Annotated in this window: 27 protein-coding genes and 1 tRNA gene; 6 read left to right on the forward strand and 22 right to left on the reverse strand. The window is 59.3% G+C overall.

The window, feature by feature from the left end:
- From HX868_RS06415 to HX868_RS06475, 13 genes are all read right to left on the reverse strand, one after another.
- A complete protein-coding gene (locus tag HX868_RS06415) occupies positions 1-570 on the reverse strand; it encodes a type III secretion protein (protein WP_246355496.1) in 570 nt (189 codons plus the stop codon).
- Complete coding sequence (sctJ, locus tag HX868_RS06420) at positions 560-1,360, reverse strand: type III secretion system inner membrane ring lipoprotein SctJ (RefSeq protein WP_177002309.1); 801 nt, start codon at positions 1,358-1,360, stop codon at positions 560-562. Before sctJ ends, HX868_RS06415 begins: the two co-directional genes overlap by 11 nt.
- 5 nt (positions 1,361-1,365) lie before the next feature.
- Complete coding sequence (locus HX868_RS06425; RefSeq protein ID WP_177002310.1) at positions 1,366-1,731, reverse strand: EscI/YscI/HrpB family type III secretion system inner rod protein; 366 nt, start codon at positions 1,729-1,731, stop codon at positions 1,366-1,368.
- Between the two features lie 114 nt (positions 1,732-1,845).
- Complete coding sequence (locus HX868_RS06430; RefSeq protein WP_177002311.1) at positions 1,846-2,046, reverse strand: hypothetical protein; 201 nt, start codon at positions 2,044-2,046, stop codon at positions 1,846-1,848.
- A 261-nt stretch (positions 2,047-2,307) separates the two neighbouring features.
- On the reverse strand, positions 2,308-3,231 hold the full coding sequence (locus HX868_RS06435) for a sigma 54-interacting transcriptional regulator (protein WP_177002312.1): 924 nt from the start codon (positions 3,229-3,231) through the stop codon (positions 2,308-2,310).
- A 301-nt stretch (positions 3,232-3,532) separates the two neighbouring features.
- Positions 3,533-4,633 carry a redox-regulated ATPase YchF gene (gene ychF / locus HX868_RS06440; RefSeq protein ID WP_177002313.1) on the reverse strand — a complete coding sequence of 367 codons (1,101 nt, stop codon included), beginning with the start codon at positions 4,631-4,633 and terminating at the stop codon, positions 3,533-3,535.
- Between the two features lie 21 nt (positions 4,634-4,654).
- A complete protein-coding gene (pth, locus tag HX868_RS06445; RefSeq protein ID WP_010213318.1) occupies positions 4,655-5,239 on the reverse strand; it encodes an aminoacyl-tRNA hydrolase in 585 nt (194 codons plus the stop codon).
- A gap of 167 nt (positions 5,240-5,406) precedes the next feature.
- Positions 5,407-6,003 carry a 50S ribosomal protein L25/general stress protein Ctc gene (locus HX868_RS06450; protein WP_177002314.1) on the reverse strand — a complete coding sequence of 199 codons (597 nt, stop codon included), beginning with the start codon at positions 6,001-6,003 and terminating at the stop codon, positions 5,407-5,409.
- Between the two features lie 137 nt (positions 6,004-6,140).
- Positions 6,141-7,082, reverse strand: coding sequence for a ribose-phosphate pyrophosphokinase (locus tag HX868_RS06455; protein WP_003171603.1), 942 nt, complete (start codon positions 7,080-7,082; stop codon positions 6,141-6,143).
- 45 nt (positions 7,083-7,127) lie between these two features.
- Positions 7,128-7,202, reverse strand: a tRNA-Gln gene (locus HX868_RS06460).
- A gap of 36 nt (positions 7,203-7,238) precedes the next feature.
- Entirely contained in the window at positions 7,239-8,090 is an 852-nt protein-coding gene (gene ispE / locus HX868_RS06465; RefSeq protein ID WP_177002315.1) for a 4-(cytidine 5'-diphospho)-2-C-methyl-D-erythritol kinase, read from the reverse strand.
- A gap of 1 nt (position 8,091) precedes the next feature.
- Complete coding sequence (gene lolB, locus HX868_RS06470; protein WP_177002316.1) at positions 8,092-8,709, reverse strand: lipoprotein insertase outer membrane protein LolB; 618 nt, start codon at positions 8,707-8,709, stop codon at positions 8,092-8,094.
- A 4-nt stretch (positions 8,710-8,713) separates the two neighbouring features.
- Complete coding sequence (locus tag HX868_RS06475; RefSeq protein ID WP_038842848.1) at positions 8,714-10,438, reverse strand: tetratricopeptide repeat protein; 1,725 nt, start codon at positions 10,436-10,438, stop codon at positions 8,714-8,716.
- A gap of 182 nt (positions 10,439-10,620) precedes the next feature.
- Between HX868_RS06475 and hemA the strand changes: the two genes are divergently transcribed.
- The 6 genes from hemA to HX868_RS06505 all read left to right on the forward strand — a co-directional run bounded on the left by hemA (position 10,621) and on the right by HX868_RS06505 (position 15,987).
- Complete coding sequence (gene hemA / locus HX868_RS06480; RefSeq protein WP_135290802.1) at positions 10,621-11,910, forward strand: glutamyl-tRNA reductase; 1,290 nt, start codon at positions 10,621-10,623, stop codon at positions 11,908-11,910.
- On the forward strand, positions 11,907-12,989 hold the full coding sequence (gene prfA / locus HX868_RS06485) for a peptide chain release factor 1 (RefSeq protein WP_028618751.1): 1,083 nt from the start codon (positions 11,907-11,909) through the stop codon (positions 12,987-12,989). The genes hemA and prfA overlap by 4 nt, the downstream gene beginning before the upstream one ends.
- Positions 12,990-13,820 (forward strand): peptide chain release factor N(5)-glutamine methyltransferase, encoded by an 831-nt coding sequence (gene prmC / locus HX868_RS06490; protein ID WP_177002317.1) that lies wholly within the window; start codon positions 12,990-12,992, stop codon positions 13,818-13,820.
- Positions 13,814-14,569: a molybdopterin-synthase adenylyltransferase MoeB gene (locus HX868_RS06495; RefSeq protein WP_177002318.1), complete on the forward strand. Its 756-nt coding sequence runs from the start codon at positions 13,814-13,816 to the stop codon at positions 14,567-14,569. The genes prmC and HX868_RS06495 overlap by 7 nt, the downstream gene beginning before the upstream one ends.
- A complete protein-coding gene (gene murI / locus HX868_RS06500) occupies positions 14,562-15,356 on the forward strand; it encodes a glutamate racemase (RefSeq protein WP_177002319.1) in 795 nt (264 codons plus the stop codon). The genes HX868_RS06495 and murI overlap by 8 nt, the downstream gene beginning before the upstream one ends.
- Before the next feature lie 112 nt (positions 15,357-15,468).
- Entirely contained in the window at positions 15,469-15,987 is a 519-nt protein-coding gene (locus HX868_RS06505; protein WP_177002320.1) for an acyloxyacyl hydrolase, read from the forward strand.
- Between the two features lie 113 nt (positions 15,988-16,100).
- Here HX868_RS06505 and HX868_RS06510 read toward each other — a convergent pair whose 3' ends face one another.
- From HX868_RS06510 to HX868_RS06550, 9 genes are read right to left on the reverse strand one after another with little or no spacing between them, the layout of a single operon-like run.
- Positions 16,101-16,406 (reverse strand): YkgJ family cysteine cluster protein, encoded by a 306-nt coding sequence (locus HX868_RS06510; RefSeq protein WP_028618756.1) that lies wholly within the window; start codon positions 16,404-16,406, stop codon positions 16,101-16,103.
- Between the two features lie 54 nt (positions 16,407-16,460).
- Positions 16,461-16,940, reverse strand: coding sequence for a DUF2878 family protein (locus tag HX868_RS06515; RefSeq protein ID WP_177002321.1), 480 nt, complete (start codon positions 16,938-16,940; stop codon positions 16,461-16,463).
- Positions 16,933-18,204 (reverse strand): SAM-dependent methyltransferase, encoded by a 1,272-nt coding sequence (locus tag HX868_RS06520; RefSeq protein WP_177002322.1) that lies wholly within the window; start codon positions 18,202-18,204, stop codon positions 16,933-16,935. The genes HX868_RS06515 and HX868_RS06520 overlap by 8 nt, the downstream gene beginning before the upstream one ends.
- Positions 18,191-19,000: a DUF1365 family protein gene (locus tag HX868_RS06525; protein ID WP_177002323.1), complete on the reverse strand. Its 810-nt coding sequence runs from the start codon at positions 18,998-19,000 to the stop codon at positions 18,191-18,193. The genes HX868_RS06520 and HX868_RS06525 overlap by 14 nt, the downstream gene beginning before the upstream one ends.
- Entirely contained in the window at positions 18,997-20,244 is a 1,248-nt protein-coding gene (locus HX868_RS06530; protein ID WP_177002324.1) for an FAD-dependent oxidoreductase, read from the reverse strand. Before HX868_RS06530 ends, HX868_RS06525 begins: the two co-directional genes overlap by 4 nt.
- A complete protein-coding gene (locus tag HX868_RS06535) occupies positions 20,241-21,023 on the reverse strand; it encodes an SDR family NAD(P)-dependent oxidoreductase (RefSeq protein ID WP_177002325.1) in 783 nt (260 codons plus the stop codon). The genes HX868_RS06530 and HX868_RS06535 overlap by 4 nt, the downstream gene beginning before the upstream one ends.
- A complete protein-coding gene (locus tag HX868_RS06540; RefSeq protein WP_177002326.1) occupies positions 21,020-21,442 on the reverse strand; it encodes a nuclear transport factor 2 family protein in 423 nt (140 codons plus the stop codon). The genes HX868_RS06535 and HX868_RS06540 overlap by 4 nt, the downstream gene beginning before the upstream one ends.
- Positions 21,435-22,880, reverse strand: a complete 1,446-nt coding sequence (phrB, locus tag HX868_RS06545) for a deoxyribodipyrimidine photo-lyase (protein ID WP_177002327.1) — start codon at positions 22,878-22,880, stop codon at positions 21,435-21,437. The genes HX868_RS06540 and phrB overlap by 8 nt, the downstream gene beginning before the upstream one ends.
- Complete coding sequence (locus HX868_RS06550) at positions 22,881-23,810, reverse strand: MerR family transcriptional regulator (RefSeq protein ID WP_177002328.1); 930 nt, start codon at positions 23,808-23,810, stop codon at positions 22,881-22,883.
- Positions 23,811-23,812: the final 2 nt, after the last annotated feature.

Consider the following 23,812-nt stretch of genomic DNA (forward strand, 5'->3'; position numbering starts at 1 on the left):
TTACCCATTCGAGTCAGGCGGTACGTTATCGTTGGCCATTGTCGTGATGCGCCAGACAACGGCTTGCCAGAGCGTATTCAATTGACTGTTTACACTCGGGATCGAACCCTTGCTCTCTACTACCCGAACGCGTTCGCGGGGAAAGCGCAAGCGGAGTCGTTGCCACGTAGCTGCGTCTACCCAGCTATGGAGCAGTTGTAACGGGTCGGTATCGGATGCCAGCATCGCGGGGGGAAGTGTCTTGGATAAACGCAAACACCAAAGATGATGACTTTCGCTCAACGTCGAGGCGGCTTGCGGGTGAAAAGTATTGTGTATCAAGATCAGCGCCAAGCCGAGTTGCTCCTTCGTGGCCAAGGCCAGGCGAAGAACGGTGAGGTTAGGCAAAGGTGGCAAACAAGCTGCAACGCCCAAGAGGTTATGAGGTGCCAACCACCCGCTGCGATACAGCGTATCCATTGCGGGATATTCGTCGCCTCTCCAGTCATCGTGGGCGTAACTCCAGGGAGACGCCCACCATTGGCTCCAGGCCAGATGCTCACCTGTTGGCTGATCGGACTCAGGCGTCATGGGCTGGACCTATCGATGGGGTCGCCAGAGGCGTGCCTTCTCTAAGCCGTTGGCGCCGAGTGTGCAATACCACTCCCCCAGCCAAGGCTGCGACCAGGCCGAGCAGAAAAACGGTCACGCTGGTTCGCCAGAATCCAAGGTCCTCGGCGGACACCAGAAACGGGCCGAAGTACACCAGGCGTTGCTGTTCCTGGTAGGTCGTGGCCGGCACGAATATCACGGTCAGCTTTTGTGGGTTGTCCACTGCAGCAGTCATGCCCGGGATGCTGCTCGCCACCATTCGGCGCACCCGTGCGCGGATATTGTCGGGGTCAAGGCGTGGATCATGTTTGATAAATACTGACGCCGAGGCCGGTTGGACAGGCTCCCCGGGTGCGATGCGTTCCGGCAGCACGACGTGCACGCGGGCGACGATCACTCCGTCAATATTGGACAAGGTGGCCTCAAGCTCCTGCGACAAGGCATAGATGTAGCGTGCCCGTTCTTCCAGGGGAGTGGAGATCACACCTTCCTTGCGAAACGTGTCGCCCAGGCTGGTCCGAGCGACTTTTGGCAGACCCGCGGCTTCCAGTGTACGTACGGCGCGCCCGATATCGGTTGCATTGACCGCCACCACCACGCCATCTTTCGCCGGGACTTTCTGCGCACGAATATGCTTGTCCGCCAACTCCGCGATGACCTCATTGGCCTCTTGCTCGGAAAGCTGGCGATGAAGTTCGACTCGCTCGCTGCAACCGCTCAACATAAGGGTCGCGGTCAGAAGGAGTGCGATAGGCAGGAAGGTATTCATGGCCACTACTGCAGATTGCTGATTTTGTCGATGGATTGAGTCGCCTTGGCGAGGCTTTTGACGAGCAATTGAGAGGTCAGAACCACGTTGGATAATTCGCGTGGGTATTGTCTGAAATCGTCGGGGTCGGCACCCTTGTTTGTAGATTTGAGTGCTCGTACCAAGCGACTTTCCTTGGACTTCAGTTGTTGAGCGACCTCTGTCAGCATCATGGGGGAATGAGGGGCCGAGCTGACGCCGTTTGGCTTTGACTGCTCTAACATTGAAGAGAAAAATCCTGCGTCCGTGTTGGATGTCGATTCAGCCTGCGTTGCTGCGTTGCTTTGGAGCACACGGTGTTGTGCTGAAAAGTCATATTCTTTTATCTGCATATAGGGCCTTCGATGCTTGGCTTGGAAACAGCGCTCGAGTGGATGCCGACGTCGAGAGTTGCTATTCAGCGACTGGAGCGCCTCCCCGATAAATGGGCCGGAGAGGCACTTGTGTTATCGGACTTCTTTAGCCGCGGCGTATTTGTTGGTGATTTGCTTTGCTTTCAAGCTCAGTTCAAAACCCTCCCGGGCAATGGCTTCTGCTTTACCGAGCAGGTCGTCGCCGCCGCTACCTCCGCCACTCCCGCCAGTTTGAGAGCCTCCCAAAACGCTTGGGGTGTTGTTGTTACCGATACCGCCAATTCCACCTATCATAATGAAACTCCAGTTTTTTTCGTTCGGACGTAGATGTGTATGCCATGGGTGAAGTTGGAAATTTTCTGCAACTAAACTTGGCTATGTTTATGTGGTGGGTGGTGGAAAAACGTTCCGCATGTGTCCGGGTTGTTCGTTTCTAAATGTTAAATTTCGAGTTGTGCGGTTTGTAATGATGTTCTGATGGCTACTTGTTTATGAGTGTTGAGGTGTTTTGCCTACTCATAAGGTTGTAGGTGGCAGGTTGTAGAAACGCTAGGTTCAAGGAATAGATATATCCAGTTGTTTCATCCGGTAATACAGTGTCCGCTTGGCGACCCGTAGTGCCAGCGCAGCACTGTCAACGCAATGGTCATGGCGATACAGAGACTCTTCGATCAACGCTTTTTCGATGTGTTGCAGGCGTGTCTTCAGGCTTATTCCGTTCAGCTGTTGGTCATCCACCGCGTTTGATAGCGGAGCCAGGCCCAATACGAAACGCTTGGCGGTCGAACGCAGTTCACGCACGTTGCCGGGCCATGTATGGCACAAAAGCTGTTGTAACAAGCCTTCAGGCGGGCAGGGGGCAGGACAATTGAAGTGATCGGCTTCCTGGCGGATCATTTCAAGGAATAATGGGACGATGCGCTCGCGTCGATCACGCAACGCGGGAAGCTGGATGTTGACGACATTCAATCTAAAGTACAGATCACGTCTGAAGGCCCCTTGCTCTACCATTTTATGCAACGCATGCTGTGCTGATGCGATGACTCGCATGTCTACCGGGATGAAACGGGTCGAGCCCAAGCGCTCCACTCCGCGAGACTCAAGCACCCTAAGCAGTTTGGCTTGCAGGACCAGTGGCATACTGTCGATCTCGTCGAGATAGAGAGTACCCAGGTGGGCGGCTTCGACAAAACCGGCCCGCGATTGCATGGCGCCGGTAAAAGCGCCGCTGTTGACGCCGAACAGCTGGCTTTCCGCAAGGCTCTCCGGGATGGCCGCGCAGTTGACAGCAACAAAATTACCCCGCCGTCCCGACAGGCGATGAACCCTTTGGGCCAACGTATCCTTACCCGTGCCGGTTTCTCCCAGTAATAAAATGTCAATATTGAGCGGCGCAGTTCTGGCAAGTGTATTTTCAGTGTCTTGGCCTTCGATGAATGAAGTATCCATTTCAGTTTCCCTGTGGCAGATGGCCGACATCGAATGAGTACTCATTGTTGTTATTACACTAATAAGTAAATTGGAGGCAAGGGCTGGTCGGTAGCGATTAAGTTATAAAAGATCTCAGCTAAGATTAAAGTGGTTTTCTTCCGGTGATGTGTAGGAAAAGTTAAATTGTTTTCCTGGATTAAGTTGTCGTTATGTTATGTGTTGCTATTTGGATTTTGGATGTAGGAGTAATCTGCGATTTTGATGTAAGCGTTTTTTACCTTACTGACATCCACAAAAAAGCCGATGCAGTGCATCGGCTTTTTTTGTTGGCAGAGACCGCGTGAAATACTTACACGTTGAAGCGGAAGTGCATCACATCGCCGTCTTTCACGATGTATTCCTTGCCTTCCAAGCGCCACTTACCGGCTTCCTTGGCACCCGCTTCACCCTTGAACTGGATGAAGTCGTTGTAGGCGATCACTTCGGCGCGAATAAAGCCTTTTTCGAAGTCGGTGTGGATCACGCCAGCGGCCTGTGGTGCGGTAGCACCGACCTTGACGGTCCAGGCGCGGACTTCTTCAACGCCGGCGGTGAAGTAGGTCTGCAGGTTGAGCATTTCGTAGCCGGCGCGGATCACACGGTTCAGGCCCGGCTCTTCCAGGCCCAGGGCCTCAAGGAACATGTCTTTTTCTTCGCCGTCATCCAGTTCGGCGATTTCCGCCTCGATCTTGTTGCACACCGGCACCACGATCGCGCCTTCTTCTTCGGCGATGGCCTTGACCACGTCCAGCAGCGGGTTGTTCTCGAAGCCGTCTTCGGCGACGTTGGCGATGTACATCACAGGCTTGGTGGTCAGCAGGTGGAAGCCCTTGATCACGGCCTTTTCGTCAGCGCCCATGTTCTTCATCAGGCTGCGTGCCGGCTTGCCTTCGGTGAAGTGAGCGATCAACTGCTCCAGCAAGCCTTTCTGGACCACGGCGTCCTTGTCACCACCTTTGGCGTTGCGCGCGACTTTCTGCAGTTGTTTCTCGCAGCTGTCGAGGTCGGCGAAGATCAGTTCCAGGTCGATGATCTCGATGTCGCGTTTCGGGTCGACACTGTTGGAGACGTGAATCACGTTCTCGTCTTCAAAGCAGCGGACCACGTGGGCGATGGCATCGGTTTCACGGATGTTGGCCAGGAACTTGTTGCCCAGGCCTTCACCTTTCGACGCGCCGGCGACCAGGCCCGCGATGTCGACGAATTCCATGGTGGTCGGCAAGATGCGTTTTGGATTGACGATGGCCGCCAGGGCGTCCAGGCGTGGATCCGGCATCGGCACGATACCGCTGTTGGGCTCGATGGTGCAGAAGGGGAAGTTCTCCGCTGCAATACCGGACTTGGTCAAGGCGTTGAACAGGGTGGATTTGCCGACGTTGGGCAGGCCGACGATGCCGCAATTGAATCCCATGGTGTTTCCCCTCGGTAAGAGTCAGGCCTTCTGGCTGTGCAGGTTTTTCATCGCGCGGTTCCATTCACCGGCGAAGATATCCGGCAGCACGCCGAGGGCAAAGTCGATGCTGGCATCGAGTTTTTCCTGTTCGGCGCGTGGCGCACGACCCAGGACGAAATTTGAAACCATACTGGCAACGCCTGGGTGGCCAATGCCGAGCCGCAGACGGTAGAAGTTATTCTGATTGCCCAACTGCGCAATGATGTCGCGCAGGCCATTGTGCCCACCATGCCCGCCGCCGAGCTTGAGCTTGGCAACACCGGGTGGCAGGTCCAGTTCGTCATGGGCCACCAGGATTTCCTCGGGTTTGATCCGGAAGAACCCCGCAAGCGCCGCGACAGCCTGGCCGCTGCGGTTCATGTAGGTGGTGGGAATCAGCAGACGAACATCCTGACCCTGGTGCGAGAAGCGCCCGGTCAGGCCAAAATATTTGCGATCGGCCACCAGGTTCACACCTTGGGCGTGGGCGATGCGCTCAACAAAAAGGGCCCCCGCGTTATGCCGGGTCTGTTCGTATTCGGCGCCTGGATTTCCCAGGCCAACGATCAGTTTAATGGCAGTCACGACAGGGGCCCTTCCTTTGGAGTTGTGGATAACATCGCCGCAACCTGTGTGCGGCGAAAGTGGACGACAGAAGCTATTTACTCAAGAGTAAACGCCGCGTTATCGCCCGCTTTCTCGCTACGTTCCGGTCCGCGATGTTTCCTCAAGCTCCGGCAATACAGAGTGAATTACTCTGCAGCGCCTTCTTCAGCTTCTGGAGCAACGCGTGGAGCGTGAACGTTGGCAACAGCTTTGTCATCGTTGTGAGCCAGTGCAACGAACTCAACGCCTTTAGGGGCTTTGAGGTCGGACAGGTGAACGATGGTGCCGATTTCAGCGGCCGACAGGTCGACTTCGATGAACTCAGGCAGGTCCTTCGGCAGGCAGGTCACTTCGATTTCGTTCAGGACATGCGAGATCTCGCCGCCTTTCTTGACCGGAGCGTCTTCACCAACAAAGTGCACAGGCACGATGGCGGTCAGTTTCTGGCCAGCTACAACGCGAACGAAGTCAGCGTGCATGATGAACTGCTTGGACGGGTGACGCTGCATCGCTTTAACGATGACGTTTTGCTTTTTGCCGTCAACGTTCAGTTCGATAACGTGGCTGTAGGCAGCTTCGTTTTCGAACAGCTTGGCGATTTCCTTTGCCAGGATGGTCACGGATTCAGCAGCTTTGTCACCACCGTATACAACGGCTGGGATGTTGGCGGCGTGACGCAGGCGGCGGCTCGCACCTTTCCCCAGGTCAGTACGCGCTTGAGCGTTCAGAGTAAAGTCAGTCATTTTGTATCTCCAAAATAGCCATCATCGAGGGGCGTTTGCGACCAGCGCCGTACTCGACATGGGCAAAAAAGCCCCGCCCCAACAGAATGTCGGGGCGGGGCGCTTTTCGTCAGTGAGATGTGCCGAAGGTTTGACCCTTAGCGGAACATCGCGCTGATCGATTCTTCATTGCTGATGCGGCGGACCGCCTCGGCAACGACCGGTGCGATATCCAGTTGACGGATACGCGCACAGGCTTGAGCAGCGGCGGACAACGGGATGGTGTTTGTCACCACCAGTTCGTCCAACACGGAATTCTCGATGTTCTCGATCGCTCGGCCCGACAGCACAGGGTGTGTGCAGTAGGCGAAGACTTTAGCCGCACCGTGCTCTTTCAAGGCTTTTGCCGCGTGGCACAGGGTGCCGGCGGTGTCGACCATGTCATCAACCAGAATACAGGTACGCCCTTCGACATCACCGATGATATGCATCACTTCAGAGTGATTGGCTTTCTCGCGGCGTTTGTCGATGATCCCGAGGTCCACGCCCAGGGATTTGGCAACAGCCCGTGCACGCACGACGCCACCAATGTCCGGGGACACGATCATCAGGTTTTCAAAGCGCTGGTCTTCGATGTCATCCACCAGAACTGGTGAGCCGTAGATGTTATCTACCGGAATATCGAAGAACCCCTGGATTTGGTCAGCGTGCAGGTCAACCGTGAGAACACGGTCGATACCTACCACGGTCAGCATGTCAGCGACGACTTTCGCGCTGATAGCCACACGTGCGGAACGCGGACGGCGATCCTGACGGGCATAACCAAAGTAAGGGATTACAGCTGTGATTCGAGTCGCTGAGGAGCGGCGGAAGGCATCAGCCATCACGACGAGTTCCATCAGGTTATCGTTGGTCGGAGCGCAAGTCGGCTGAATAATGAAGACGTCTTTACCGCGAACGTTTTCATTGATCTCGGCTGTAATTTCGCCGTCGGAAAATTTACCGACAGAGATGTCACCGAGAGGGATATGCAGCTGACGTACGACACGCCGAGCCAGATCGGGGTTAGCATTCCCCGTAAAGACCATCATCTTGGACACGCGCAGTACCTAGAGGCTGAGGGTAACCTGGATGAGTATAGAAAATGGCAGGGGCGGCTGGATTCGAACCAACGCATGGCAGGATCAAAACCTGCTGCCTTACCGCTTGGCGACGCCCCTGTATCTGTTGCAACGAGTGCCTAACACTCGGTTCCTTTAGAGCAGACTTTGCAGCTTGCGATGCAACATCGAAACGTTGCTTCCCTTTGCTACAAACCCTGTAAGGGTCTCTGTAAGAAGGGCCGAGACTTTATCAGCTTCAGCTTTGCTTGGGAAGCCCCCAAACACACAACTTCCAGTTCCGGTTAATTTTGCTTCGGTAAATTTACCTAACAAATTCAAAGCGTTACGTACCTCTGGATAACGCCTTGCTACAACCGGTAAGCAGTCATTTCGACTGTTTCCCTTGGGAACGGGGCGCACTTTAATGGGAGAAGAGTTACGTGTCAACAACGGATCTGAAAAAATTTCTGCTGTACTTACAGATACTTGCGGCACAAGCACGACATACCACGGCTCCTCGGGGTATTCCGGGCTGAGTTTCTCCCCCACGCCCTCGGCGAAAGCCGCATGCCCACGCACAAAAACCGGGACGTCGGCGCCCAGTGTCAGGCCCAGCGCGGCCAGGCGATCATCGTCCCAACCCAATTGCCACAAGTGATTCAGGCCCAGCAATGTGGTCGCGGCATTCGAGCTGCCGCCGCCGATACCACCGCCCATGGGCAAAATTTTATCGATCCAGATATCGATGCCGAGCCGGCATCCGGATTGTTCCTGAAGTTTTTTCGCCGCCTTCACGATCAGGTTGCTGTCGTGAGGCACGCCTTCGAATTCGGTATGCAGCTTGATCACGCCGTCGTCGCGCACGGCGAAGGTCAGTTCATCGCCGTAGTCGAGAAATTGAAACAGCGTCTGCAGTTCGTGGTAGCCATCTTCACGGCGACCGAGGATGTGCAGCATCAGATTGAGTTTCGCCGGGGAGGGTAGGGTCAGTGTTTGTACCGTCACGTTATTGCCCCAGTTTGCGCGGTTGCCAGTCCTTGATCACTAAGGTGACGTCAAGGTCGGGGCCGTGCAGCTTGATGCGTTCAGGCAGCGAATAACCGCTTTGCTCTACGTAACTCAAATACTCGACCTGCCAGCCATCCTGTTCCAGCGTGGCCAGGCGGCTGTCGCCATTGAGGCTCAGACGACTCTTGCTGTCGGGTGCGGGGAGGCCGCGTACCCACCAGACCAGATGAGACACCGGCAGCTTCCAGCCAATCTGCTCTTCCAGCAGCGCTTCCGGCGAGGCCGCTTCATAACGCCCCTGATTGGCCACTTCGAGGCTGACTTGCCCCGGGCGACCGGTCAGGCGTGCCGCGCCACGGCCCAGCGGGCCCGACAGGCGAATATCGTAGTAATCCTGGCGTTGCAGCCAGAACAAGGTGCCGCTGCCGGAATCTTTCGGTGCGCGAACCCCGACTTTGCCTTCGATTTGCCAGCCGTCGATGCTGCTGAGCTGATCTTTATGCTGCTTCCATTGCGCCGGGTTGCCCTGGCCTTCAACGGATTCGCGGCTACCTATGCCCGCGCAACCGGCGAGCAGGGCGATGAAACTGAAAATAACAACGTGGCGCAAGAACATAAGCTTAAAGGGTCTCGGATCCGGTCAGGCGCTTGATGGTGCCGCGCAGGATGGGGCTTTCGGGTTGTTCCTTGAGGAATTTTTCCCAGATCTGGCGTGCTTCGCGCTGTTTGCCATTGGCCCACAGCACTTCGCCCAGGTGAGCGGCGACTTCCTGGTCGGGGAAGCGCTCCAGCGCTTGGCGCAGCAAGCGTTCGGCTTCGTCGAGGTTGCCCAGGCGGTAATTCACCCAGCCCAGGCTGTCGAGTACGGCCGGGTCTTCCGGGTTGAGCTTGTGGGCTTGTTCGATCAACACCTTGGCTTCGTCATAACGCGTCGTGCGGTCGGACAAGGTGTAACCCAAGGCGTTGAGGGCCATGGCATTGTCCGGATCGCGCTTGATGATCAGGCGCAGGTCTTTTTCCATTTGCGCCAGGTCATTGCGTTTTTCCGCCTGCATGGCGCGGGTATACAGCAGGTTCAAATCGTCGGGGAATTGCAACAAGGCTTGCTGCAGCAGTTTCCAGGCACGTTCACCCTGATTGTTGGCTGACAAGGTCTCAGCCTGGATCAGGTACAGCTGGATTGCATAGTCCGGCTCAGCGTCGCGCGCAGCGGCCAGGCGTTTTTCCGCCTCGTCGGTGCGACCGTTGCTCATCAGGATATCGGCCTGGCGCAACTGGGCAGGCAGGTAGTCATTGCCTGGGCCGACCTGGGCGTATTCGAGCAGGGCGGCCTGCGGGTCGTTGCGCTCCTCTGCGATACGGCCAAGGTTCAGGTGCGCCGAATCCACATGGCTTTCGCGCTGGATCAGCTCTTCCAGGTAACCCTTGGCCTCATCCCAGGCCTTGGCTTCCAGGCACACCAGTGCCAGGGAGTAGCGCAATTCGTCATCGTCCGGGTATTGCTGGACCAGGCTGGCGAACTGCACTTTGGCGTCCTCCATGCGGTCCTGCTCGACCAACATGCGCGCGTAGGTCAGGCGCAGGCGCTTGTCTTCCGGATACTTCTTGATGCTTTTTTCCAGCAGCGGAATCGCTTCCTTGCCGCGATTGAGATTCTGCAGCAGGCGCGCGCGCAGCAGGATAGGCGCGATTTCGCCTTCTTCCGGTGGATTCTGCTCCAGCAGCTTCAGCGCGGCATCGGCTTCGTCATCCTGTTGCAGCAGCAAGGCCTTGCCGAAAATCAGTTGGCTGTTCTTCGGGTGTTTTTGCAGCAGGCGGTCGAAGCTCTTCATTAAACCGTTGCGCGTGTCCTGGTCAGTGTCGGCCGCCGACAACGCGAGAAAGTCGAAATGCGTGTCGCCCTTGCCCTGCAGGACCTTCTCCATATAGACCATGGAGTCGTCATAGCGCCCGGCGCGTGCCAGTTGAACGGCCGCCGCGCGTTGTGCTTCCAGGTCGTCCGGTGCGTTCTTCGCCCAGATCAGCGAAGAGTCCAGCGCAGCCTGGTCGGCGCCCAGGTACTCGGCGATGCGGAACGCGCGCTCGGAAATTCCCGGATCCTGAGTGTTGATGGCCTGGGTCACGTAGTTATCCAGCGCAATGTCGAAACGATTGCGCTGGCCGGCGAGTTCCGCGGTCAGCAGGCTGTACACCGTTTCTTCAGTGAACGAGGAATAAACCTTGGGCTTTTCAGGGGCGGGGGTGCTGTCTTCCACCGGCGGCGTACCGTCCGGCGACACGGGTGCCATGGCCTGGCAGCCGCTGAGGAAGACAAAAGCAAGGAGCAACGCGGAAGATCTATTCATATAGGAAGAGGACGACTAACCTGCGGTCGGATCATCATGACACAAGCCTTCGGCCAAACATAACCGAGTCTCAATGGGTGCCTTTATAGACACAAGGCATTAGGACAATAGCTTACGGTGGTTGTTCTGAATCTTTCGAAGTAGGACAATTGTCGGCTTCCCGACATCATCAGCGATATTGAATGGCCTTCCTCGCACTCGGTATTAACCACAAGACTGCCTCCGTAGACGTGCGCGAGCGCGTAGCGTTTACGCCAGAGCAGTTGGTTGAGGCCTTGCAGCAGCTCTGCCGGCTCACCGACAGTCGCGAAGCTGCGATCCTTTCGACCTGCAATCGCAGCGAGCTTTATATAGAGCAGGAACATCTTTCAGCGGATGTCGTACTGCGCTGGCTGGCCGATTACCACCATTTGAGCCTCGACGACCTGCGCGCCAGCGCTTATGTGCACGAAGAGGATGCGGCAGTTCGTCACATGATGCGTGTGGCAGCCGGTCTCGATTCGCTGGTGTTGGGCGAACCGCAGATCCTCGGTCAGATGAAATCCGCCTACGCCGTGGCGCGTGAGGCCGGCACCGTCGGCCCGCTGCTGGGCCGGCTGTTCCAGGCGACGTTCAATTCCGCCAAGCAGGTCCGCACCGACACCGCCATTGGCGAAAACCCGGTGTCCGTGGCGTTTGCGGCCGTCAGCCTGGCCAAACAGATTTTCAGTGACTTGCAACGCAGCCAGGCCCTGCTGATCGGCGCCGGTGAGACCATCACCCTGGTCGCCCGCCACCTGCACGATCTGGGCGTGAAGCGTATTGTTGTCGCCAACCGCACCCTGGAGCGTGCAAGCATCCTTGCCGAGCAGTTCGGCGCGCATGCCGTGTTGCTGGCAGATATCCCGGCCGAACTGGTGCGCAGCGATATCGTCATCAGCTCCACCGCCAGCCAGTTGCCGATCCTGGGCAAGGGCGCGGTCGAGAGCGCATTGAAGCTGCGCAAACACAAACCGATCTTTATGGTGGATATCGCCGTTCCTCGGGATATCGAACCCGAAGTCGGCGAGTTGGACGACGTTTACCTCTATAGCGTCGACGATCTGCACGAAGTGGTCGCCGAAAACCTCAAGAGCCGCCAGGGCGCCGCCCAGGCTGCCGAAGAGATGGTCAGCACGGGTGCCGAAGACTTCATGGTGCGCCTGCGCGAACTGGCGGCGGTGGATGTGCTCAAGGCGTATCGTCAGCAGGGTGAACGCCTGCGCGACGAGGAACTGATCAAGGCCCAGCGCTTGTTGGCCAACGGCAGCAGCGCCGAAGAAGTGCTGATGCAACTGGCCCGCGGCCTCACCAACAAACTGCTCCACGCGCCCAGCGTACAATTGAAAAAGCTTACCGCCGAAGGCCGCCTCGATGCGCTGGCCATGGCCCAGGAACTCTTTGCCCTCGGTGAGGGCGCGTCAGATAGCTCTTCGGATAAAAAACCGCAATGAAAGCGTCACTGCTCAATAAACTGGACGTGCTCCAGGACCGTTTCGAAGAACTGACCGCCTTGCTTGGCGATGGCGAAGTCATCTCTGATCAGACCAAATTCCGTACGTATTCCAAGGAATACGCGGAAGTTGAGCCGATTGTGACCACCTATGGGCAGTGGCTTAAAACCCAGGCCGACCTCGAAGGCGCCCAGGCGCTGCTCAAGGATAGCGACCCGGACATGCGTGAAATGGCCGTGGAAGAAGTCCGCGAAGCCAAGGAAAAGCTGGCTGCGCTGGAAGGCGATCTGCAACGCATGCTGCTGCCCAAGGACCCGAATGACGGGCGCAACGTGTTCCTCGAAATCCGGGCCGGCACTGGCGGCGACGAGGCGGCGATCTTCTCCGGCGACCTGTTCCGCATGTATTCGCGCTACGCCGAACGTCGCGGCTGGCGTGTGGAGATCTTGTCCGAGAACGAAGGCGAACACGGCGGTTATAAAGAAGTCATCGCGCGGGTCGAAGGCGACAATGTCTACGGCAAGCTCAAATTCGAGTCCGGTGCGCACCGTGTACAACGCGTCCCCGCCACGGAATCCCAAGGCCGCATCCACACCTCGGCGTGTACTGTCGCGGTGTTGCCTGAGCCGGACGAGCAAGAAGCCATCGAGATCAACCCGGCCGACCTGCGCGTCGACACCTACCGCTCGTCGGGCGCTGGCGGTCAGCACGTCAACAAGACCGACTCCGCCATCCGCATCACTCACTTGCCGTCGGGCATCGTGGTGGAGTGCCAGGAAGAGCGTTCCCAGCACAAGAACCGTGCGCGGGCCATGTCCTGGCTGTCGGCCAAGCTCAACGACCAGCAGACCAGCGCCGCCGCCAACGCGATTGCCAGCGAGCGCAAGCTGTTGGTCGGCTCGGGCGACCGCTCCGAGCGCATCCGCACCTACAACTTTGCCCAGGGCCGGGTCACCGACCACCGGGTCAACCTCACGCTTTACTCCCTGGACGAGATTCTCGCCGGTGGCGTAGACGCCGTGATCGAGCCATTGCTCGCCGAATACCAGGCGGATCAACTCGCGGCGATAGGTGAATAAATGACCATCATCGCCAGCCTGCTGCGCGCCGCTGACCTTCCGGATTCGCCCACCGCGCGTCTGGATGCCGAATTGTTGCTGGCGGCGGCCCTGGGCAAGTCGCGCAGCTACTTGCACACCTGGCCCGAGAAAATCGTCACCAGTGAAGACGCGCTGACTTTTGCCGGCTACCTGCAACGTCGTCGTGGCGGTGAGCCGGTGGCGTATATCCTCGGCCAGCAGGGTTTTTGGAAGCTGGACCTGGAGGTCGCGCCCCACACGCTGATCCCGCGTCCGGACACTGAATTGCTGGTGGAAGCTGCCCTGGAATTGTTGCCGGCCACGCCCGCCAAGGTCCTCGACCTGGGCACCGGCAGCGGCGCCATCGCCCTGGCCCTGGCCAGCGAGCGCCCGGCCTGGCACGTCACCGCCGTCGACCGTGTGCTGGAAGCGGTGGCCTTGGCCGAGCGCAATCGTCAAAGGCTGCACCTTAATAACGCGACGGTGCTGAACAGCCATTGGTTCAGCGCCCTGCAAGGTCATACCTATGACCTGATCATCAGTAATCCGCCGTACATTGCCGCCAACGATCCGCACCTGGTGGCGGGCGATGTGCGCTTTGAGCCAGCCAGTGCATTGGTGGCTGGCCATGACGGGTTGGACGACTTGCGCTTGATCATCAAACAAGCCCCCGCCCACCTGAATGCCGGTGGCCGGTTGTTGCTGGAGCATGGTTACGACCAGGCACCGGCCGTGCGCGACCTGCTGTTGAGTGAAGGCTTTGAAGAGGTTCACAGCCGCATCGACCTCGGCGGCCACGAGCGCATCACCCTGGGACGTCGGCCGTGCTGACCGATCAGGAGCTGTTGCGCTATAGCCGACAGATTCTGTTGCAGCATGTCGACATCGACGGCCAATTGCGCCTGAAACATGGCCGTGCCTTGATCGTCGGCCTCGGTGGCCTGGGCGCGCCCGTTGCGCTGTACCTGGCGGCGGCGGGCGTGGGCGAACTGCATCTGGCGGACTTCGACACTGTCGACCTGACCAACCTGCAACGCCAGATCATCCACGACACCGACAGTGTCGGGCAGACAAAGGTCGACTCGGCCCTGCGCCGCCTGACGGCCATCAACCCTGAAATCACGTTGATTGCCCATCGCACCGCGCTGGATGCCGACACACTGGCAGCAGCGGTCGAAGCGGTGGACGTGGTGCTTGATTGCAGCGACAACTTTTCCACCCGCGAAGCGGTCAACGCGGCTTGCGTCGCGGCCGGCAAACCTTTGATCAGCGGTGCGGCGATTCGCCTTGAAGGGCAACTGTCGGTGTTCGACCCGCGCCGTGAAGAGAGCCCGTGCTACCACTGTTTATATGGGCACGGCAGCGACACCGAACTCACCTGCAGCGAAGCTGGCGTGGTCGGCCCGCTGGTAGGGCTGGTTGGCAGCCTGCAAGCGTTGGAAGCCTTGAAATTGCTGGCCGGTTTCGGCGAGCCGCTGGTAGGCCGACTTTTGCTGATCGATGCTTTGACCACGCGCTTTCGCGAGTTGCGCGTCAAACGTGACCCCGGTTGCAGCGTGTGCGGGACGCAACATGGATAAGGGCGCGCCGATCGGTGTGTTCGACTCCGGTATCGGCGGATTGACCGTGCTGGAGGAAATCCAGCAACTGCTGCCCCACGAATCACTGCTGTACGTGGCCGATTGCGGGCACATCCCCTACGGCGAGAAAAGCCCGGCATTTATTCTTGAGCGCTCGCGGCGGGTGGCGGCGTTTTTCCGGGAGCAGGGCGCCAAGGCGTTCGTGATTGCCTGTAATACCGCCACCGTCGCCGCTGTCGCCGACCTGCGCCTGGATTTTCCCGATTGGCCGCTGGTGGGCATGGAGCCCGCCGTCAAGCCCGCAGCCGCCGCGACTCGCAGTGGCGTCGTCGGGGTGCTTGCCACCACCGGCACGCTGCAAAGCGCCAAGTTTGCTGCCTTGCTCGACCGTTTCGCCACCGATGTGAAGGTCATCACCCAGCCGTGCCCGGGCCTGGTCGAGCTGATTGAAAGCGGTGACCTGACCAGCCCAGCCCTGCGCCAGATGTTGCAGGGTTACATCGAACCGCTGCTCAGCGCCGGCTGCGACACCATCATTCTTGGTTGCACCCACTATCCCTTCCTCAAGCCACTCCTGGCGCAGATGCTGCCCCCCAGCATCATTCTCATCGACACCGGCGCCGCCGTGGCCCGTCAGCTCAAGCGTCTGCTGGACGAGCGCGACCTGCTGGCCGCCGGCAATCCTGAACCCGCGCAGTTCTGGACCAGTGGCGATGTGTATCACCTAAGAAATATCCTACCGACACTATGGAAATATCCGGGCGTTGTGCGAAGCTTCGCTTCGTGAAAAATTCGTGAAATACCGGCGTTATAAGCTGGAACTTCTGACTACACGCCAGCTTCTATAGCGAGATTGCCTGTAAAAAATCCTATAACTTCGTTTGGAAAGGATGTTTCTTATGAAGCGCTTGTTCTGTTTGGCCGCGATTGCGGCCGTTGTAGTGGGGCACTCTGTTTCGGCGCAGGCCGCTGGCCTGGAGTTCGGTGTGGGGAGCACCAGCGATTCGACCATGACCTATCGGTTGGGGCTGACCTCGGACTGGGACAAAAGCTGGTGGCAGAGCGATACCGGTCGATTGACCGGCTACTGGAGCGGCGCCTACACCTATTGGGACGGTGACAAGCGCTCCAGCGTCAGCAGCCTGTCGTTCTCGCCGGTGTTTGTGTACGAGTTTGCGGGGGAGAAGGTCAAGCCGTACATCGAAGCCGGGATTGGCGTGGCGGTGTTCTCGCGCACTAAAGTGGAAGACAACAACATCGGCCAGGCCTTCCAGTTCGAAGACCGTTTGGGTTTCGGCCTGCGCTTCGCGGGCGGACATGAAGTGGGAATTCGTGCCACGCATTATTCCAACGCGGGCATCAGCAGCAATAACGATGGGGTAGAGAGCTACTCGGTGCACTACACCCTACCGCTCTAAACACACCTCTCACTGTAGGAGCCGGCTCGCCGGCGATGCAGACACCTCGGTCTATCAGTGACACCGAGATGATGCTATCGCCGGCAAGCCGGCTCCTACAGGATGTCGTTCAATCAGCGGTAGGCCGTAGCGATCCCTTCGCGCTCGGTCAGGCATTCCGGCGCCCCCATCTCAAACTCCCGGCAGATCAGCGGCCGTCGCTCATAGATCGTGCACATCATCGTGTCCCGATCCAGCGCTGCGCACCAGCCGTCGTCCAGGCGCAGCATCACTTCGCCGCCCCAGTCATCGGTGTCGATATAGCGCTCCGGCACGCCAGTGTCGGTGATCAGCATGACTTCCAGTTGGCAGCAGCAAGCCGCGCAGGTCGAGCAGGTGACCGCGGATTCGGTGATTTGGGTGTGAGGGATGTTGGTCATAGGCGCGCAGTGTAAGGCAAGCGGGTGACGCAGGTGTGAAACGACTGACAGACGTCAGCGCGCCAGCCGGTGCAGGCCTACAAACACCGCCGTCCACAGCAGCGCCAGTAAGGCCATCGTGGGTGTCAGGCCGAAACCGAACTGCACGCCGGCCAACTGGCTACCGGCATAGTAAGAGAGCGGGCCGCCTACTGCGCCAAGTAAAGCCGCACGCCACCACGGGCGCGCGCTCCAGGCCAGGCAATGGCGCAACGTGGTCGCCAGCAACGCCCATAACAGGATCAGCCACAAAGGAATCAGCGGGCCCGGCTCAGTGAAATGAAACACACCCAGCGTGCGCAACACCGTATCCAGCAGTGTGCCCATTACCGTCACGCGGAGGATCAGACCGCCGTCTTCCGCCCATGAACTTATCCACAGCAGATGAATGGCGAGTACGGCCAGCCCTACCAGTAGCCACACGCTGTCACCGCCGAGTACGCAAGCAAACCAACCGCACTGAAACAGCACGGCATTGGCCAGCGTCTTAAGCACTGAAGCGTCCGAGCAGCGGCGGGTTGATCGCGGACGGCTTGGCCAGCAGCAATTGCGCGGTGCCGATGGTGCGTTCCATAAAACCACCTTCGCAGTAGCACAGGTAAAACTCCCACAGCCGCAGGAAGTATTCGTCGTAGCCCAACTCCGCAAGGCGGCTGTGGGCGCGGCGAAAGTTTTCATGCCACAGGCGCAAGGTCCGCGCGTAGTGCAGGCCGAAGTCTTCCATGTGCAGCAGGTTCATATCGGTGTCGCGGCTAACGACCTGTAGCATCTTTTGCACACAGGGCAGGGCGCCGCCCGGAAAGATGTAGCGCTGGATAAAGTCGACGTTGGTTTTCGCCTGTTCGTAGCGCTGGTCGCGAATGGTGATGGCTTGCAGCAGCATCAAGCCGTCGCTCTTGAGCAGGTGCGCGCACTGTTTAAAGTAGGTTGGCAGAAAGCGATGGCCCACCGCCTCGATCATCTCAATCGACACCAACTTGTCGTACTGGCCAGTAAGGTCACGGTAATCCTGCAGCAGCAGCGTGACCTGCTCTTGCAAGCCCAGGGCTGCGATGCGTTTTTCGGTGTAGGCGAACTGCTCCTTGGACAGGGTCGTGGTGGTGACTTTGCAGCCATAATGCTGCGCGGCGTACAGCGCCATACTGCCCCAGCCGGTGCCGATTTCCAGCAGGTGATCGCTGGGCTTGAGCGCCAACTTCTGGCAGATGCGCTCCAGCTTGTTCAATTGCGCCTGTTCCAGGGTGTCGTCGGCGGTCAGGAATTGCGCCGCCGAGTACATCATGGTCGGGTCGAGGAATTCTTCGAACAGGTCATTGCCCAGGTCATAGTGGGCGGCGATGTTCTTCTGCGAACCCTTGCGTGTATTGCGATTGAGCCAGTGCAGGCCCTGGGTGAACGGACGGGCCAGGCGAGCGAGGCCGCCTTCCATTGCGTCGAGCACATCGAGGTTGCTGACCATCACGCGAACCACGGCCGTAAGGTCCGGGCTGCTCCAGTAACCGTGGATAAATGCCTCGCCGGCACCGATGGAACCGTTGGCCGCCACCAGGCCCCACACGGCCGAATCAAGGATCTGGATTTCGCCCAGCAGGTGCGCTTCGCGTGCGCCGAAGACCTGCCGCTCGCCGTCTTCGATCACCACCAACTGACCATGGCGCAATTGGCTGAGTTGACGCAGCACGGCCTTGCGCAGCAGCGCGGCAGTCATGCCGTTGACGTTCAGGCGATGGGTCTTGACCGATAAGCTAGGGGATTTCATGGCGGCGATCCTTGGAGTACCCGACTGCAGTGCGAGAGGCGCCATCGGCGGCCCGGTGGGGAAAAATCGGTGTGCGTTTGAGCAACAGGCGCAAGGCCTGCCAATAGATCGCGAGACACGTCTTGGCGGTCATCCACGGAAAGCGCCATAGGTAGCGGTGCAGGCTGGCACGGTTCAGCGTCTCTTTCTGCAGGCTCAAGGTGGCATCGAAGACTTTCAATTCGCCCTGCCAGTCGGCCATGTGCACGCCGAGTTTGGCGGCAGGCGGGCTGAAGCTCATGCGGTACTCCAGATCGCGCGGCAAGAACGGCGACACATGGAAGGCCTTGGCCACGGCGAAATGCTGGTGTTCATCCGCGCCCAAAGCCTGGGCCGGCAGCACGTAGTGATAACGCTCGCGCCACGGGGTGTTGGTCACTTCACACAGGATCGCGGCCAGACGTCCGTCGGCCTCGAAGCAGTAGAAGAAACTCACGGGGTTAAAAGCCAGGCCCCAACTGCGGGCCTGGGTCAGTAGGCAGATAACGCCCTGGGGTGTACGCCCCAGTGCCTTGCCGACTTCCTGGCGCACGGCATCGCTCAAGCTGATGCCGGTGCGCGTCAATTCACGCAGATAGTCCTGCTGGCGAAAACCGAAGGGCGCCAGGCGGCTACGCCCGGCCAGGGGCGAAAGGCCAAGCACTTCGTGTTCTTCGCTCAAATCCAGGTACAGCAAGCCGATGCGGTAGCGAAAGGCATGGGCCTTGGGCGCAAACCGGCGATGGGCAATCCAGCCGCTGTACAGGGCGCTGTTCACAGGGTTTCCCCAAAGGCTTGGGCCACGTGCAGCGCGCTGACCACGCCGTCTTCGTGAAAACCGTTGGCCCAGTAGGCGCCGCAATAAAAGGTATTGCGCACGCCGGATATTTCTTCCCGACGCCCTTGGGCGGCCACCGCCGCCAGGCTGTATTGCGGGTGGGCGTAGGTGTAGCGGGCAAGCACCTTCAGCGGGTTGATCATTGGCGTCTGGTTGAGGCTGACGCAAAAGGTGGTGGCGCTGTCGATGCCTTGCAGGATGTTCATGTCATAGGTGACTGCCGCTTGCTTCTGCGCAGTGCCGCTGAGCCGGTAGTTCCAGCTGGCCCAGGCCAGTTTGCGATCGGGCAGCAGGCGAGTGTCGGTGTGCAGCACCACGTCGTTGTCGGCGTAGGGCAGGGCACTCAGGATGTCTTGTTCGGCCTGGCTCGGGTCGGCCAATAACGCCAGGGCCTGGTCGCTGTGACAGGCGAAGACCACGCGATCGAATGCCTCACTGCCGGCCGGGCTGTGGATAACCACGCCGTCGTCAGTGCGCTCGACGTTATGCACAGGGCAATTGAGGCGGATCTGTTCACGAAAGCTGCGGGTCAGCGGTTCGATGTAGCGGCTGGAGCCTCCCTCGATCACGCACCATTGCGGGCGGTTGCTCACCGACAGCAAACCGTGGTTCTTGAAGAACCGTACGAAGAACTGCAAGGGGAAACCCAGCATGTCGGCCAAGGACATCGACCAGATCGCGGCGCCCATCGGCACGATGTAGTGGCGGATAAACCGCTCGCCGTAACCGTTGGCATCGAGGTAGTCGCCCAGGGTCATCTCGGCGCTGATGCGCTGTTCCTGCAGGTCCAGTGGCGCCTGGCGATTGAAGCGCAAGATATCGCGCAGCATGCCCCAGAATCCCGGCGACAAAATGTTGCGACGCTGGGCAAACAGGCTGTTGAGGTTATTACCGTTGTATTCGAGCCGAGTGTGCTCGTCGCACACCGAAAAGCTCATCTCGGTAGGTTTGAACGTCACCCCGATCTGCCCCAGCAGGCGGATGAAGTTAGGGTACGTCCAGTCGTTGAATACGATGAAGCCCGTATCCACCGCATAGCTTTTACCCTCGACAGTCACGTTGACCGTGTGGGTATGCCCGCCTATGCGGTCGCCCGCTTCGAACAGGGTGATCTCATGCTGGCGGCTGAGCAGGTAGGCACTGGTCAGCCCTGCGATGCCGCTGCCGATGATGGCGATCTTCACAGGTCGTCCTTCTTCGGCGGCGGGCTGCGCAACATGCGTTTGCCGATGGCCAGTTGCGCGCGGTTCGGCAGTTTCGACAGTGGCCAGAGGGCTGCGATGAACAACGCGGGAAAGGCAATCTCCAGCGGACGCTTCTCCAGCTTGTTGAAGATATGTTTCGCAGCTTTGTCGGCCGGCCAACTGAGTGGCATCGGAAAGTCATTGCGTTCGGTGAGCGGCGTGTCGACAAACCCCGGGCTGATCACGGTGACGTCGATATTTTCCGACGCCAGGCTGATGCGCAATGATTCGAACAGGTAGCGCAGGCCGGCCTTCGAAGCGCCGTAGGCTTCGGCGCGGGGCATCGGCAGGTAGGTCACGGCGCTGGCGACACCCACCAGGTGCGGCGTGTGCCCTGCGCGCAACAGTGGCAGCGCGGCTTCGATGCAATAACTGCTCGCCAGCAGGTTGGTGCGCACCACGTGCTCGATGATCGATGAATCAAACTGCCGAGCGTCCACGTACTCACAGGTGCCGGCATTGAGGATCACGGTGTCCAGCGAACCCCAGACCACCCCGATATGCTCGCCGATCTCGCGCACGGTCTGGCTGTTGGTCAGATCGCCCGCGACTACCAGCACTTGGCCGGGATAACGTTGGGCGAGCGCTTCCAAAGGCCCTTTGGTGCGCGAACTCAGCGCTACATGGGCGCCGCTGTTGAGCAACTCCACGGCCAGCGCGGCCCCGATGCCACTGCTGGCGCCGGTCAGCCAATAACGGCGAGGCACTGTGCTGCTCATCCCATTCTCCTTTTCAGCCAACTGATGACGCTGCCCAGCACGGGCAAGTGTTCGTACAGCAGGGCGCCGGCATCGAAGTAATCTCGATGGCGGTACACCTTGTCACGCCACATCAGGTGCGAGCAGCCTTCCACGCGGATGACCTTGCCGCCCGCCAGGCGTGGGTGGCAGAAACTCATTTTCCAGCGCAGGTAACCTTCGCCTTCGGCCACCTGGTCGAAACCGTGGAAGTCGAAGCGTAGCTGGCTGACGTTGCTGTACAGCTCTGCGAAGTAACGGTGCAGGGCTGGCAGGCCATGCACTTCATGCAGCGGATCGGCAAAGGCGATGTCCGGGCTGTACAGGCTGTCGAGCAAATGCAGGTTGTGCTTGTCCAGCGTGGCAAAGGCCTGGGCGAAGCGGCGCAGGAAGTCACTCATGTTCGCCCCCGACAGCTTGGCGCGAAGGCAGGCTGCGGAAGGCGGCCAGGGCGCGTTCGCGGGATTTTTTCAGGTCGACAATCGAACGCGGGTAATCGGCCACGCCAAACAAACCGCCGACGGCTTCGGGGTTGTGCACTTCTTTCTTATTCAGTGCGGCCAACTCCGGCAGCCAGTGCTTGATGAAAATGCCCTCGCTGTCGAATTTCTCCGACTGGCTCAACGGGCTGAAAATCCGGAAGTACGGTGCCGAGTCGGTGCCGGTGGATGAGCTCCACTGCCAGCCGCCGTTATTGGCGGCGAGGTCGCCATCGATCAGGTGGCGCATGAAGAAACGCTCACCTTCGCGCCAGTCGATCAGCAGGTTCTTGGTCAGGAACATCGCCACCACCATGCGCAGGCGGTTGTGCATCCAGCCGGTTTCCAGCAGTTGGCGCATGGCCGCGTCGATGATCGGCAGGCCGGTGCGCGCTTCCTGCCAGGCAGCGAGGTCCTTGGGCGCATTGCGCCAAGCCACAGCTTCGGTTTCGGGGCGGAACGCACGATGGCGCGACACACGTGGATAACCCACCAGGATATGTTTGTAGAACTCGCGCCACAGCAGTTCGTTGATCCAGGTGATGGCGCCCATATCCCCGCTTTCAAACTCGCCGCCGTTGGTTTGCAGCGCGGCGTGCAGGCACTGGCGCGGCGAGACCACGCCCGCCGCAAGGTAGGCGGACAACTGGCTGGTGCCGGGCTTGGCGGGGAAGTCGCGCTCGTCTTTGTAGTAGCTGATTTGTTGATCGGCAAAGGCGTCGAGGCGGCGCCGGGCTTCGTCTTCACCGGCCGGCCAGAGGGCGCGCAGTGCTTCGCTGGGTGGTTCGAAACCATCGACCGTGTTCGGGACGGGATCGCTTTTGAGCTTGATCGGTGCCTGGGCTTTTGGTGCTGCGACCGTGCGCGGCAGGGCGCTGTGCAGGCGGGTGTAGCAAACCTTGCGGAACTGGCTGAACACCTGGAAATACGTGCCGGTCTTGGTCAACACGCTGCCAGGCTGGAAGAACAGTTGGTCGAGGTAGCTGTGGAAGGTCACGCCATCAGCTTCCAAGGCCTTGGACACGGCGGCGTCCCGGCGACTTTCGTGGATACCGTATTCCTCGTTGACGTGGACTGACTCCACCGACAGTTCGCGGCACAGCTTGCTCAATACGTCGGGCGCCTGATCCCAGGCGGCCGCAGTGCGAATCAGCAGGGGAACGTTCAGCGCGCCCAGCGTCTTGCTCAGGTCTTGCAGGTTGCGCAGCCAGAAGTCCACTTTGCACGGCGCATCGTCGTGGGCCAGCCATTGCTGCGGCGTGATCAGGTACACGGCCGCAATCGGGCCCCGCTGGCTCGCGGCGGCCAGGGCAGTGTTGTCGTGTAGGCGCAGGTCGGTGCGCAGCCAGATCAAATGCATTTAAACAAGTCCACGCTGGATCAGTTGCTGGTGGGCCGACAACAGGTCTTCGGCGACGAACAAATCAGGAATGTCATGGGTTAATACGGTCAACTCGGCCTGGTGGATGCATACCGTTGGTCCGACCATCAATTTTGGGCAACTGACGCCACTCAAAAGTTTTGCGAAAGCCGACAGGTGGAGCGCCTTGCTCGAATACAGCAGCACCGCGCGCGGTTGAAGGTGTTCCACTGCCAGGGCCAGCTCACCGGCAGGCAGCGGCCAGTCGAACACTTCCACCGGGCAATCGGCGCTGCTGGCGAGCCAGGCGCTGAGCCACAGGTGCGGCTCCAAGGGCAGGTCGGATTGATTCACCAGCAGCAGCGGCGCGCCATGCAGCTGGCGATTGTTGTGATAGATGCGCGCACCAAACTTGCTACGCAGCCAGGACAGGAAAAACACCCGCTCCATCTGTGCGCCGAACTGGCCTTGCCAACGTTGTTCCAGCTCCTGCAACAGTGGCAACAACAGTTGCTCGCACAGGGTGCGCGGCGGGTAAAGCGCCATGGCTTGGTTGAAGGCTTCATCCACACGGCGTTCGGCCAATTCGCTGATGGCTTGCACCAGGGTCTGGCGCAGGGTGTGCCATTCGTTTTCAACGACATCGGGAACAGAGAGCGCTGAGTCGATCAGGCCTTTGACCTGACTCACCGGCACGCCGCGATTGAGCCAGGTGAGGATGGTGTGGATGCGCTGTACATGTTCGGCGCTGAACAATCGATGACCTTTGGGCGTGCGTTGGGGCACGATCAGGCCATAACGGCGTTCCCACGCGCGCAGGGTCACGGCGTTGACGCCGGTCTGGCGCGCCACTTCGCGGATCGGCAGCCAGCCGGCTTCGAGGGCTTGGGCGATGTCTTCGCCGGGTTCGTCTTGCAGGGCAGCTTTCATGG

It is taken from the genome of Pseudomonas reactans (assembly GCF_013385825.1).
GTDB lineage: Bacteria > Pseudomonadota > Gammaproteobacteria > Pseudomonadales > Pseudomonadaceae > Aquipseudomonas > Aquipseudomonas reactans.